An 11,978-nucleotide genomic window follows, 5' to 3' on the forward strand; every position below is an offset into this window, starting at 1 on the left:
GACGGACGTAACCGGACCCCGCGCAGGAGCCAGCCAGCATGCCTATCGCCACCCCTGAGAAGTACGCCGAGATGCTCGACGCCGCGAAGGCCGGCGCGTTCGCCTTCCCGGCCATCAACGTGACGTCCTCGCAGACGCTCAACGCGGCGCTCAAGGGCTTCGCCGACGCTGGCTCCGACGGCATCGTGCAGGTGTCGACCGGCGGGGCGGAGTATCTCTCCGGTCCGTCCGTGAAGGACATGGTCACCGGGTCCGCCGCCTTCGCCGCGTACGCCGCCGAGGTCGCGAAGAACTACCCGGTCAACATCGCCCTGCACACCGACCACTGCCCGAAGGACAAGCTCGACGGCTTCGTCCGCCCGCTGCTCGCGATCTCCGCCGAGCGCGTGGGTCGGGGCGAGGCGCCGCTGTTCCAGTCGCACATGTGGGACGGCTCCGCCGTACCGCTCGACGAGAACCTGCAGATCGCCGAGGAGCTGCTTGCCAAGGCGGCTGCGGCGCGGATCATCCTCGAGATCGAGGTCGGTGTCGTCGGCGGCGAGGAGGACGGCATCGTCGGGGCGATCGACGAGAAGCTCTACACGACGGCCGAGGACGCGCTGGCCACCGTGCGCGCGCTCGGGGTGGGGGAGAAGGGCCGCTACCTGACGGCTCTCACCTTCGGCAACGTCCACGGCGTCTACAAGCCGGGCAACGTCAAGCTCCGCCCCGAGATCCTGCGCGACGCGCAGGCCGCCGTCGTCGCCGAGCTCGGTCTCGCGGCGGACGCGAAGCCGTTCGACCTCGTCTTCCACGGCGGCTCCGGGTCCAGCGCGGAGGAGATCGCCGCCGCGGTCGACTACGGCGTGGTGAAGATGAACGTCGACACCGACACGCAGTACGCCTTCACCCGTCCCGCCGCCGACCACATGCTGCGCAACTACGACGGCGTGCTGAAGGTCGACGGCGAGGTCGGCGACAAGAAGGCCTACGACCCGCGCGCCTGGGGCAAGGCCGCCGAGGCCGGCATGGCCGCCCGCGTCGTCGAGGCCGCCGAGAACCTGCGCTCGGCCGGCAAGACCGTCGGGTGACGCAGACGCTTCCCACCGCCGCTGACGTCGACCGGGCGGCCGCCCTGCTGGGCGCGGTGATCCCGCCGACCCCGTTGCAGCGCGCCGACCGGCTCTCGGCCCTCACCGGGTTCGACGTCTGGCTCAAGCGCGAGGACCTGACCCCGGTCCGCTCGTACAAGGCGCGTGGCGCCTACACCGTGCTCGCGGGTCTCACCGAGGAGGAGCGCTCGCGCGGCGTGACCTGCGCGAGCGCCGGCAACCACGCCCAGGGCGTCGCCTTCGCCTGCGCCCGGGCAGGCGTGCACGCGACGATCTTCCTGCCGCGCACGACCCCGCGTCAGAAGCGGGACCGGGTCGCCGCCCTCGGCGGCGACCAGGTGGAGGTCGTCATCGCCGGCGAGGCGTACGACGACGCGGCGGTCGCGGCCGCCGACTTCGCAGCGGCCTCCGGGGCCACGGTGGTCCCGGCCTTCGACCACGCCGGGATCGTCGCCGGCCAGGGCACCGTGGCCGCCGAGATCCTGGCCCAGTCGGCCGAGCTCGGCTGGCAGCCCGACGCGCTGGTGCTCCCCGTGGGCGGTGCCGGGCTGATCGCCGGCTGCCTCACCGTGCTCGGGGAGCGGCTCCCCGGCGTACGCGTCGTCGCCGCCGAGCCGGCGGGCGCCGCCTCGCTGGCCGCGGCACTCGACGCCGGCGGTCCGGTCGAGCTCGACACCGTCGACCCGTTCGTCGACGGCGCCGCGGTGCGCCGGGTCGGCGACCTGACCTACCGGGCCGTCGCCGGGGCGGGCGCTCTGGTCGACCTGTCGATCGCGGCCGTGCCCGAGGGGCTGATCTGCGTGGAGATGCTCGACCTCTACCAGGTCGACGGCATCATCGCCGAGCCCGCCGGTGCCCTGGCCCCCGCGGCCCTGCGCCTGCCGGCCGCCGACCCGGTCCTGGCGGGCCTCGCCCCCGGCTCCAGGGTCGTCGTGGTGGTCTCCGGCGGCAACAACGACGTCTCGCGCTACGCCGACATCGTCGAGCGGGCGTTGGTCCACGAGGGGCTCAAGCACTACTTCCTCGTCGAGTTCCCCCAGGAGCCGGGCGCGCTGCGCCGGTTCCTCGACGACGTGCTCGGTCCCGACGACGACATCACCCTCTTCGAGTACACCAAGCGCAACAGCCGGGAGACCGGCCCCGCGCTGGTCGGCATCGAGATGCAGTCGCCCGACGACCTCGCCGGGCTGCTGGCCCGGATGGAGGAGTCGCGGCTGCGGGTCGAGAAGGTCCCACCGGACAGCCCGCTGTTCGGGTTCGTGCTCTCCTGAGGCGTTGTAGACCCGATCGTCTACAGGAGCTACGCTGGGGGGATGAGCGACACGACGACGATCCGGGTCAGCCGCGCCACCCGCGACGCGCTCAACGACCTGGCCGCTCGGCGCGGCGAGACCGTGATCGACTCCGTCTCCCGTGCCGTGCGGTTGCTCGAACAAGAGGTGATCGGAGCCGACCTCGCCGCGCCACTGCGCGACGACGAGATCGCCTGGCTCGATGCTGACGCCGGGTGACGTCGTCGAGCTGGATCTCGGCACTCCCGCGGGAGCCGAGGCGGGTCTGCGCAGGCCCGCCGTCGTGATCACCGCCGAGCGCATCCTCCGGGGTGGGCCGAACGTCATCCAGGTGGTCCCCCTCACCCGTGCGATCCGTGATAGTGGCTCCGAGGTCGCCGTCGAGCCTGATGAGCACAACGGGCTCATCGCGGTGTCCGCCGCGCAGTGCCAGCACCTCCGCTCCGTCGCTACGTCGCGCGTGGGGGCGCGCGTCGGCAATGTCGGTCCGGTCGTGCTTCGGCAGATCCGGGACGTCGTGGCGACCATCAACGACGCCTGAGAGCGTCCGTCGGGTGAGCCCTTGCTTTCCCCGGGTTCAGTGCGTCGCGAAGCCCTCGTGCCGGGGCTTCTCGTAGAACATCACCGCGACTAGGCCGACGACATAGACCAGGGCGGGCAGCCACAGGGACTGCTGCATCGCCCGGCTGAACAGCTCGGCCACCTGCGGATCGGGGATCCGGGCCGCGCCGGCCTCGCCGTGGGCGGCGGAGCCGGGCAGGTAGTGCGCCAGCCGGCTGTCCATGATCACGGCGATCGCGGCGGCGCCGAGCACCGAGCCGACCTGACGGGTGGCGTTGTAGACGCCGGCTCCGGCTCCGGCCTGGTGCATCGGCAGGTTGCGGTTGGCGGTGGTCGCGGTCGGGGCCCAGATGAAGGCGTTCCCGACGCCGATCAGGGCCATCGGGACGGCGAGCTCCCACACGGGGACCCCGGGCTCGAGACGCCAGATGAGCGCGAGGAAGCCGACCAGGCTGGCCGCGAAGCCGAAGCCCAGCACCCGGCGCGGGTGCTGGCGGTCCGAGAGGCGGCCGACCAGCCGCGCGAGCAGGATCGACATCACCGCCATCGGGAGCATCAGCAGCGCCGCCTGGGTCGGCGAGTAGCCGCGCACGGCCTGGGCGTAGAGCATGAGGGGGAAGCCGAAGGACGCGGCGATGGCGCCCATGCAGGTGATGGCGATCGTGGACACCGAGAAGTTGCGGTCGCGGAACAGGTCGAGCGGCACCAGTGGCTCGGCGCGGTTGAGCCGCTGCCACACGATGAAGGCGACCAGGACGACGCTGCCGCCGGCGATCATCGCGATGATCCAGCTCGCCCAGTCCTTCTGATGGCCCTCCTGGATGCCGAAGCAGAGCAGGAACATCGCCCCGCCGGACAGGGCCACCCCGATCCAGTCGAACCGGTGCGCATGGGTGGGCAGGGCCGGCACCAGCCGCCACGCCATCACGAAGGCGAGGAGACCGACCGGCAGGTTGACGAAGAAGATCCACTCCCAGCCCAGGCCGTCGGTCAGCACGCCGCCGAGCAGGGGGCCGACGACCATCGCCACACCGGCGGTGGCGCCCCAGACCGCCATCGCGCTGCCGCGCTGCGCCGGCGGGAAGATGCGGGTGATGATCGCCATCGTCTGGGGTGTCATCAGCGAGGCGCCGAGGCCCTGCACGACCCGCGCCACGATGAGTGCCTCGACGGTCGTCGTCAGACCGCAGGCCAGCGAGGCGAGGGTGAAGACCGTGAGACCGATGAGGTAGAGGTACTTCGCGCCGTAGCGGTCGCCGAGTCGTCCGGTGATGAGCACCGGGACGGCGTAGGCCAGCATGTAGGCGCTGGAGACCCACACGACGTCGTTGACCGACGCGTCGAGGTCCTCGATCAGGGTCGGCGTCGCCACGGTGACGATCGTGAGGTCGACCAGGATCATGAAGAACCCGAGGACCAGGGCCCACAGCGCGGGCCAGGGGTTGGTCGTCGCCTGTCCGGGAGCTGACGAGGCGACGGGTCCGGGAGCGTTGCTGGTCACGAACACCAGTCAACACCCGAACGCCGACAGGTCTTGCCCGCCGGTCAGCATGTGTCGAGGGCTGGTCCTAGCGTGCCGACCATGACTCGGGACAGTGACGTCGAGATCGACGGCTATGCGGATCTGCTGGCCGACCTCAAGGCCAGGGTGCGGGGGACCCAGGTGCGCGCGGCGCGCGCCGCCAACGCCGAGGTGCTCCGGCTCTACTGGTCGATCGGCCGCGACATCCTCCGTCGCCAGCAGACGAACGGGTGGGGGAGCAAGGTCGTCACCCGACTGGCGGCGGACCTCCAGCGTGAGTTCCCCGACCAGCGTGGTTGGTCGCGGCGGAACCTTCTGTACATGCGGAAGGCCGCAGAGGTCTGGCCGACCGAGGTCGAGTTCGTGCAACAAGCCGTTGCACGATTGCCCTGGGGCCACGTCACGGTCCTCTTGAGCCGGCTCGATAGCCGCGAGGACCGCGACTGGTACGCCGCCCGAGCAGCCGAGGAGGGTTGGTCGCGCGGAGTCCTGGAGCACCAGATCAAGGTCGGTCTCCGAGGCGCCGTGGGGTCTGCGCCGTCGAACTTTCCGGCGGTGCTCGACGCGCCGGACTCGGACCTGGCTCAGCAACTGGTCAAGGACCCCTAGGTGTTCGAGCACCTGGCACTGGTCGAGAAGACCGACGAGCGCAACGTCGAGCAGGCACTCATGGACCGCCTCCAGGACACCATGCTGGAGTTCGGCCGCGGCATGGCCTTCGTCGGCAGGCAGGTCCGTCTCACCGTGCCTGACGACCGCAGCGATGAGGTCGACGAGTTCTACGTGGACCTGCTGTTCTTCTCCACCGAGCAATTGCGCTACGTGGTGGTCGAGCTCAAAGTGGGCAAGCTCGAGCCCGCGCACGTCGGCCAACTCGGGACGTACGTCGCCATCGTCGACGACCAGTACCGGCGGTCGCGGATCCACGCCCCGACGGTCGGCATCCTGCTCTGCACCGGGAAGAGCGGCCCGACCGTCCGTTACGCGCTGGCCTCCGCTGCCGCGCCGTTGGCGGTCGCGGACTACTTCGGACTTCCCGATGATGCACGGGCGGCACTGCCAAGAGCGGGCGAGCTCGAGGCTGTGCTGGTGGACGAGCTCTCGGACGGTCAGGGACGGCCGAGAGGGCCTGCGCAAGAATGGACGCCATGAGCATCACACCCGGTGCCGACCTGATGGCCGGCCCTCCTCCCACGCACCTGCCCGTCGACCCCGCCGAGGCTCTGCTCGCCGAGGGCCGGGAGCCGGTCGACGTGGTGCGCCGGCTCCCGTCGTCGCCGCTGGCCTGGGCCACCCTCGCCGAGCAGGCCCGCGACGGTGGCGTCGACGACGTCACCGTCTACGCCTACGCCCGGGTCGGCTACCACCGTTCGCTCGACATGCTCCGCCGCAACGGCTGGAAGGGACACGGTCCGGTCCCGTGGGAGCACGAGCCCAACCGCGGCTTCCTGCGCGCCCTCGCCCTGCTCGCGCTGAGCGCGCGCGCGATCGGCGAGACCGACGAGTGGGAGCGTTGCGCCACGTTCCTGCGCGACTCCAGCCCGACGGCGTACGACGCGCTGCTCGGCTGAGCGAGGTACCTCGATGGCGGGAGACCTGCCGCGCCTGGGGCCCCGGGTGTGGTGGGTCTACCTCGCGGTCGACACCCCCAAGACGGTCGGTCAGCTCGCCGCGGACGCCGGCATCGCGCCGGACTCGATCCGCGGCCACCTGCGCAAGCTCGAGCGGGCCGGCCTGGTGCGGGTGAGCACGGAGCCGGGCGCGGAGCCGATGTGGGTGCAGGAGCGTGAGCTCGACCCGGCGACCCGCTACCGGATCGTGGGCCGGGTCGAGCGCGGCCGGCTGCGCCAGCCGGACGACGCCGTCGCACCCGAGCACCCGCGCCCGCGGCGCTGGTGGTGGCCGTGGCCGCGGCGGGGTGCGGCTCGCCGCTGAGCCGGGCTGTTCAGGAGCGGAGGGCGAGGTAGGCGGCCGCGACCAGCAGGATCAGGCCGAGGGCCGCCGCGATCGGCAGGTCGCTCGCCCGGGAGGCACGGTGCGCCCGGGTGGCCGCCGGTCGCTCGCCGGCGGGGACGGGCTCGGTCGAGCGGTGCTTGTGGGTCAGCTGGGTGGTCCGCATGGGATCTCCTTCTCCGAGACTTCACCTGACCGGACGGGATCCGGGGGCGTTCATCACGCGGATTTCGGAGATTTCCCGCAGGCGGGCCTCAGGGGACGAGCAGCGAGCGCACCTTGTCGTGGCCGAGGGCGGCGAACAGCGTGGGCAGCCGGGGGCCGCGCTCGGCGGCGACCAGGAGCTCGTAGAGCAGCTTGAAGAAGGCCTTCTGGTCGGCCTTCACCTCGTCGGTGGGCGCATCGGCCAGGGTGAGCCCCCGCGCGATCTTGGGCACGCCGTAGATCACCGTGGTGAGCATGTCGAGCTGGTCGTCGGCCCCGTAGGCCGCGGCGAGACGCTTGACCAGGAGTCCGATCCAGAGCGACTCCTGGTCCGACAGCGACCCCAGCCGCTGGGCGTCGATGCTGTCGCGGACGGTGGTGCGGTCCTCGGGGTCGACGTACGACTCGATCCAGGTCGCCGCCTTCGACAGCCGCGGCTCCAGGTCGGCCTCGCTCGCGCCGACCGTGCGAGCGGTGATCTCGCGCGAGCCGGCGGTGACGTCGGCCACCGACGACAGCATCCGGAACGGTACGACGACCGCCGGGGTCGGCAGCGTCCCGGCCGTCGACGTCGCGGAGGCCCGCTCCCAGGCGAGCACGGCGGCGTCGCGCTTCTCCGGGACCGCGGCCTTCTTGGTGAGGGCGTCCCACTCGTCATAGAGCCGCAGCACCTCCTGGCCGAAGTCGACGTTGAAGGCCTGCTTCGGCTGGCGGCGGGCGTAGAGCCAGCGCAGGATCGGGGCCTCCAGGATCCGCAGTGCCTCGGCCGCGGTCGGCACGCCGCCCTTGGAGGACGACATCTTCGGCATGCCGGCCACGCCGACGAAGGAGTAGCCGACGAAGGACGGCGCGGAGCCGCCGAAGATCGGGCCGACGAGCTCCTTGCCGACGGTGTACGACGAGCCGGGGGAGGCGTGGTCGACCCCGCCGGGCTCGAAGTGGACCCCTTCGAAGGTCCAGCGCATCGGCCAGTCGACCTTCCAGACCAGCTTGCCCTCGTCCTGGGTGGCGACGTTGGTGACATAGGAGTCGCCGCACACGTCGCAGGTGTAGGCGAGGTCGGTGGTGGCGTCGTCGTACGACGTCAGGGTGACCGTGTCGCGACCGCAGCCGCGGCAGTAGGGCTTGTAGGGGAAGCGCGCGAGGTCCTCGGTCGAGCCGTGCTCCGACTCCTCCTCCGCGGAGGTCTCCCCGGCTCCCTCCACCCCGTCGGCCTTCTTGGTGCGGAAGCGGGACATCACCGTCTCGATCTTGCCGCGCTTGCGGATCGCGGTGAGCACCTGCTCGCGGTAGGCGCCGGAGCGGTACATCGCGGTCTGGTCGACCTCGACCATGTCGCAGCCCATCTCGACGAGCGCGGCGCGCAGCGGCGCCTTGTAGCGCTCGCCCCAGTTGGCGAACTCGCCCGTCGGGTCGGGGACGGCGGACAGCGGGCGGCCGATGTGCTCGTTCCAGGCGGTGTCGATGCCGGCGGGCACCTTGCGGAACCGGTCGTAGTCGTCCCAGCTGTGCAGATGGCGCACGGCGATGCCGCGGCGGCGGATCTCCTCGGCCACGAAGTGCACGGTGAGGAACTCGCGCAGGTTGCCGAGGTGAATCGGGCCGGACGGGCTGATCCCGGACGCGCAGGTGACCAGCTCCGGCAGCGTTCCGCTTCCCCCGGATCGGGCATGGACCTGCTCGGCGTGCCGCAGCGCCAGGTCGGCGGTCCGGGTCACCCAGTCGATGGGGTCCTGCTGCTGGTCGCCCTGCTGGTTGCGCTGTCCTCGTGCCACGACAGGCAAGCCTATTGCGCTAAACGCAATAACTTACAAAGCCCTGGCGGGGACCACCATCGCGTACGCCGCCGGCAGCACCCGCCACGCGCGCTCGGTCACCGGCCCGTCGATCTCGCCGTCGCTGTTGCAGTCGAAGGCGTCGCCGCTCACCCGGACCGTGCGCCCCCGCACGATGCGGACGTCGCCGTGCTCCTCGTGCCGCGCGAAGGGCAGCCGGACCAGATAGCCGAGGCGCGCCAGCGGGCTCGCCGGGGTGGCGATCAGCACGTCCACCTCACCGTCGTGGGGCTCCGCGTCCGGGGTGAGCTCGGTGCCGCCGCCCACGGAGGCGCCGTTGCCGACGGCGACCATGAGCACGGGCCGGCCGGCGTCCGCGACCACGGCGCCGTCGACCTCGACCCGCAGCCGCAGGCTGGGCGGATTGAGCGCGGTCTGCAGGGCGCCGATCGGATAGCCGATCCGGCCCAGCCGCGCCTTCCAGCGGGCGCCGCGCTTCCCGGCCTCCGCGCCGGCGCCGAGGTGGACGCTGTTGACGGTGACCTGACCGGCCTCGTCGACGACGAGGTCGGTGGGGCGGCGTGTGCCGGTCAGGACGACCCGAGCCGCGGCGACCGGTTCCAGCGGCAGGTCGAGGGTGCGCGCGAAGTCGTTGCCGGTGCCGAGGGGGATCAGTGCGAGCGTCCGCGCGGACAGGTCCCCCCGCGTGTGCAGCGCCTGGACCACCGCATGGATGCTGCCGTCGCCGCCCGCCACCACGATCGTCCGTTCGCCGGCCGCGGCCAGCACGTCGTCGAGCTCCTCGGGGGACGAGGTGCCGCGGACGTCGACCTCGGCGCTCTCGCGGAGGACCGCCAGCGCGGCGTCGACCGCCTCCTGGTCCGCCGTCCCGGCGTCACTGTTGGTGATCAGCAGCAGGGGAGGGGTGGCCACGCAGCCACACTACGGGCAGCACGGCCGCCACGACCGTGACCGCCGCGCAGGCGCCGGCGATCGCGAGCAGGCTCGCCCACGGCACCGTCAGCGGTACGTCGTCGAGGCCGGCCGTCATCGGCGCACGGAGCAGCGCGGCGACGGTCACGGTGACCAGGGCGCCGAGCAGCAGGGCCGCGGTCGCGACCATCGCGGACTCGGCGAGCACCATCCGGCGCACCTGGGCGGCGGTGGCGCCGACCAGCCGGGTCACCGAGAACTCCCGGCGCCGCTGGAGACTGCCCATGAGCAGGGTGTTGGCGATCGCGATCCCGGCGTAGAGCCCGGTGGGGCCGAGGATCGCGACGAGCCCGACCTGGTTCTGGTCGCGCTGGGCCCGGTCGATGCGGGTGATCCACTGCTCGGCGGTCAGCACCTCGCCGGTGCCGGTGCCGGTTCCGGTGCTGGTTCTGGTCAGCAGGCTGCGCAGCGCGGCGGCGTCGGTGCCGGGCGCGGGCAGCACGAACCAGGTGCCGGTCGGCCGCGCGCCGTGGGCGCGGGCCAGCTTCCGCGGGAGCAGCAGGTCGTCGTGCAGGGTGGCGGCGTCCTCGACGACGGCGACCACGCGCAGCCGCATCCGGGCGCCGTCGGGGAAGCGCACCCGCACCTGCGACCCGAGCCCGAAGCCCGCGTCGAACACGGCGGAGCGGCTGATCGCCATGGTGCGTCCGGTCAGCCGCGACAGGTCGCCGGCGTGGGTGCGGATGCCACGCGTGGCCACGGCGGTCGCGGGATCGATCCCCTCGGCCGTCCAGTCGCTCGCCAGCTCGCCCCCGGTCGCCACGGCCACGACATTGCGGCCGTCGACCACGGCGCCGGCCGGTGCCGTGGGGGCTGTCGTCGTGCCGGTGACGACGACCGGGGCGGCGAGCTGCTGGCGGGTGATGCCCTGGTCCCAGTCCGCCGCGAAGCTCAGGCTGAGGATCAGCGAGCCCGCGATCGCGGAGATCGCCAGCACCGGCGCGGCGAGCGAGGTGGTCCGCCGGGCCTGGTTGCCCACGTTCGCGCGGGCCAGCCCGAGCACGGGGTGCTCCCGCACGGGTGCGGTCAGCGTCCGCACGAGCAGGGGGAGCAGGACCGGCCCCCAGCAGACCAGGCCGACGACGACCAGCTCCGGCACGAAGATCGAGAGCAGCAGGGCCAGGACCGGGTCGCCCGCCCGGATCCCGACCAGCATCAGTCCCGCGCCGACCAGGCACAGCGTGCCGACGACGCCGCGGAGCACGCCGATCCGGCGGCCGGTGTCGGTCGCCTCCTGCAGTGCCTGCGCGGGTGGCACCTTGGCCGCCCGCCGGGCCGCGGCCCACGCGCCGAGCAGCGCGACGCCGACGCCGCAGCCGGCCGAGATCACCAGGGGCAGCACGTCCCAGGTGAGGGGGACCCGCTCGGGCGTCACGCCCTGGGCGGCGAGCAGGACGGCCAGCGCCAGGGCGACCAGCCGGCCCAGGACCGCGCCCGTGACCGCCGCCAGGACGGCGACCACGAGGGCCTCGACCCGCACCTGGCGTCGTACCTGGCGCGGGGCGGCGCCGACCAGCCGCAGCAGGCCGAGCTCGCGTCGCCGCGCGGTCACCGCGAACGAGAACGTGCTCGACACGACGAAGATCGCCATGAACCCGGCGAAGCCGGCCATCACGCCCAACAGGGAGAGGGCGTCCTGGACCTCCGGGCCCTGGTCGCCGATCGAGACGGTCAGCAGGACCACGCCGGCGATGAGCGCCACCCCGAGCGCGACGGCGACGAAGGAGCCGGCGTAGAGCGCCCGGTGCTGGCGTACCGAGCTCAGCCCGAGGTGGATCGACGGGGGCATCACCGCTCCAGCTCGCTCATCGCGGCGGCGATCTGGGCCGCGGTGCCGCGGGCGAGGTGGCCGACGACGAGGCCGTCCTCGAGGAAGAGCACGCTGTCGGCGTACGACGCGGCGAGCGGGTCGTGGGTCACCATCACCACCGTGAGCCCCTCGGCGTCGACGGTCGAGCGGAGCAGCTCCAGCACCTGGCGGCCGGTGGTGCGGTCGAGCGCGCCGGTCGGCTCGTCGGCGTACACGACCTGCGGGCGGGTCACCAGGGCGCGGGCGATGGCGACCCGCTGCTGCTGGCCGCCCGACAGCTCGGCGGGCCGGCGGCGCTGGTGCGCCTCCAGCCCGACCCGCGCCAGCGCGCCAGCCACCTCGGCGCGGGCGGGACGGCGGCCCGCGAGCCGGGCGGGCAGTGCCACGTTGTCGTACGACGTGAGCGCGGGCAGCAGGTTGTAGGCCTGGAAGACGAAGCCCATCGCGCTGCGGCGCAGCCGGGTCAGCGCCGCCTCGTCGAGCCGGCCCAGGTCGTGGCCGGCGACGAGGACCCGGCCCGCCGTGGGCCGGTCCAGCCCCGCGGCGCACTGCAGGAGGGTGGACTTGCCGGAGCCCGACGGGCCCATGATCGCGGTGAAGCTGCCGGGCGCGAAGGCATGGGTGACGCCGCGCAGCGCGTCCACCCGGCCGGCCCGGGAGCCGTAGCTGCGGGTGACGCCGTCGAGGACGATCGCGGGCGGGGCGAGGGTCGCGGTGCTCATGACGACGAGCCAACCGCGCGGCGGCCGTCCGCGCCCTGGCCCGCGCGCGAGAGCG

14 protein-coding genes are annotated in these 11,978 nt (G+C 72.9%); 8 read left to right on the forward strand and 6 right to left on the reverse strand.

The genetic code is table 11. The features are described 5' to 3' along the window. Nucleotides 1-38 precede the first annotated feature (38 nt). From fbaA to RB608_RS06335, 4 genes are read left to right on the forward strand one after another with little or no spacing between them, the layout of a single operon-like run. Nucleotides 39-1,070, forward strand: a complete 1,032-nt coding sequence (gene fbaA, locus RB608_RS06320; RefSeq protein ID WP_308086965.1) for a class II fructose-bisphosphate aldolase — start codon at nt 39-41, stop codon at nt 1,068-1,070. Next, on the forward strand, nt 1,067-2,362 hold the full coding sequence (gene ilvA, locus RB608_RS06325) for a threonine ammonia-lyase IlvA (RefSeq protein WP_308086966.1): 1,296 nt from the start codon (nt 1,067-1,069) through the stop codon (nt 2,360-2,362). Before fbaA ends, ilvA begins: the two co-directional genes overlap by 4 nt. A 42-nt stretch (nt 2,363-2,404) precedes the next feature. Further along, entirely contained in the window at nt 2,405-2,602 is a 198-nt protein-coding gene (locus RB608_RS06330; RefSeq protein ID WP_308086967.1) for a hypothetical protein, read from the forward strand. Then, nucleotides 2,586-2,924, forward strand: a complete 339-nt coding sequence (locus RB608_RS06335) for a type II toxin-antitoxin system PemK/MazF family toxin (protein WP_308086968.1) — start codon at nt 2,586-2,588, stop codon at nt 2,922-2,924. The genes RB608_RS06330 and RB608_RS06335 overlap by 17 nt, the downstream gene beginning before the upstream one ends. A 36-nt stretch (nt 2,925-2,960) precedes the next feature. On the opposite strand, the gene RB608_RS06340 is transcribed toward RB608_RS06335, so the two are convergent. After that, the gene (locus tag RB608_RS06340) at nt 2,961-4,445 is read right to left on the reverse strand and encodes a DHA2 family efflux MFS transporter permease subunit (RefSeq protein ID WP_308086969.1); all 1,485 of its coding nucleotides are present in this window, start codon (nt 4,443-4,445) and stop codon (nt 2,961-2,963) included. An 81-nt stretch (nt 4,446-4,526) separates the two neighbouring features. On the opposite strand from RB608_RS06340, the gene RB608_RS06345 reads away from it, so the two are divergent. The 4 genes from RB608_RS06345 to RB608_RS06360 are packed head-to-tail and all read left to right on the forward strand — an operon-like array spanning nt 4,527 to nt 6,401. Beyond that, a complete protein-coding gene (locus RB608_RS06345) occupies nt 4,527-5,075 on the forward strand; it encodes a DUF1016 N-terminal domain-containing protein (RefSeq protein WP_308086970.1) in 549 nt (182 codons plus the stop codon). Continuing rightward, nucleotides 5,076-5,618 (forward strand): PDDEXK nuclease domain-containing protein, encoded by a 543-nt coding sequence (locus RB608_RS06350; RefSeq protein WP_308086971.1) that lies wholly within the window; start codon nt 5,076-5,078, stop codon nt 5,616-5,618. Beyond that, on the forward strand, nt 5,615-6,037 hold the full coding sequence (locus RB608_RS06355) for a DUF3151 domain-containing protein (RefSeq protein ID WP_308086972.1): 423 nt from the start codon (nt 5,615-5,617) through the stop codon (nt 6,035-6,037). The genes RB608_RS06350 and RB608_RS06355 overlap by 4 nt, the downstream gene beginning before the upstream one ends. Nucleotides 6,038-6,050: 13 nt before the next feature. Continuing rightward, the gene (locus tag RB608_RS06360) at nt 6,051-6,401 is read left to right on the forward strand and encodes a helix-turn-helix domain-containing protein (protein ID WP_308086973.1); all 351 of its coding nucleotides are present in this window, start codon (nt 6,051-6,053) and stop codon (nt 6,399-6,401) included. A 10-nt stretch (nt 6,402-6,411) separates the two neighbouring features. Here RB608_RS06360 and RB608_RS06365 read toward each other — a convergent pair whose 3' ends face one another. The 5 genes from RB608_RS06365 to RB608_RS06385 all read right to left on the reverse strand — a co-directional run bounded on the left by RB608_RS06365 (nt 6,412) and on the right by RB608_RS06385 (nt 11,923). Continuing rightward, the gene (locus RB608_RS06365; RefSeq protein WP_308086974.1) at nt 6,412-6,585 is read right to left on the reverse strand and encodes a hypothetical protein; all 174 of its coding nucleotides are present in this window, start codon (nt 6,583-6,585) and stop codon (nt 6,412-6,414) included. A gap of 88 nt (nt 6,586-6,673) precedes the next feature. Next, the gene (gene lysS, locus RB608_RS06370) at nt 6,674-8,398 is read right to left on the reverse strand and encodes a lysine--tRNA ligase (protein WP_308086975.1); all 1,725 of its coding nucleotides are present in this window, start codon (nt 8,396-8,398) and stop codon (nt 6,674-6,676) included. 33 nt (nt 8,399-8,431) lie between these two features. Next, a complete protein-coding gene (locus RB608_RS06375; RefSeq protein WP_308086976.1) occupies nt 8,432-9,331 on the reverse strand; it encodes a diacylglycerol kinase family protein in 900 nt (299 codons plus the stop codon). Beyond that, nucleotides 9,294-11,180, reverse strand: coding sequence for an FtsX-like permease family protein (locus RB608_RS06380; RefSeq protein ID WP_308086977.1), 1,887 nt, complete (start codon nt 11,178-11,180; stop codon nt 9,294-9,296). The genes RB608_RS06375 and RB608_RS06380 overlap by 38 nt, the downstream gene beginning before the upstream one ends. Then, nucleotides 11,180-11,923 (reverse strand): ABC transporter ATP-binding protein, encoded by a 744-nt coding sequence (locus RB608_RS06385; RefSeq protein ID WP_308086978.1) that lies wholly within the window; start codon nt 11,921-11,923, stop codon nt 11,180-11,182. The genes RB608_RS06380 and RB608_RS06385 overlap by 1 nt, the downstream gene beginning before the upstream one ends. Nucleotides 11,924-11,978: the final 55 nt, after the last annotated feature.

Source organism: Nocardioides sp. LHD-245, from assembly GCF_030929495.1.
Lineage (GTDB): Bacteria > Actinomycetota > Actinomycetes > Propionibacteriales > Nocardioidaceae > Nocardioides.

Excerpts from the sequence above, each read along its gene's own strand:
- RB608_RS06365 (WP_308086974.1), bottom strand. The coding sequence starts at position 6,585 with ATGCGGACCACCCAGCTGACCCACAAGCACCGCTCGACCGAGCCCGTC.
- RB608_RS06345 (WP_308086970.1), top strand. The coding sequence starts at position 4,527 with ATGACTCGGGACAGTGACGTCGAGATCGACGGCTATGCGGATCTGCTG.
- RB608_RS06335 (WP_308086968.1), top strand. The coding sequence starts at position 2,586 with ATGCTGACGCCGGGTGACGTCGTCGAGCTGGATCTCGGCACTCCCGCG.
- RB608_RS06330 (WP_308086967.1), top strand. The coding sequence starts at position 2,405 with ATGAGCGACACGACGACGATCCGGGTCAGCCGCGCCACCCGCGACGCG.
- RB608_RS06355 (WP_308086972.1), top strand. The coding sequence starts at position 5,615 with ATGAGCATCACACCCGGTGCCGACCTGATGGCCGGCCCTCCTCCCACG.
- fbaA (WP_308086965.1), top strand. The coding sequence starts at position 39 with ATGCCTATCGCCACCCCTGAGAAGTACGCCGAGATGCTCGACGCCGCG.
- RB608_RS06385 (WP_308086978.1), bottom strand. The coding sequence starts at position 11,923 with ATGAGCACCGCGACCCTCGCCCCGCCCGCGATCGTCCTCGACGGCGTC.
- RB608_RS06380 (WP_308086977.1), bottom strand. The coding sequence starts at position 11,180 with ATGCCCCCGTCGATCCACCTCGGGCTGAGCTCGGTACGCCAGCACCGG.
- RB608_RS06360 (WP_308086973.1), top strand. The coding sequence starts at position 6,051 with ATGGCGGGAGACCTGCCGCGCCTGGGGCCCCGGGTGTGGTGGGTCTAC.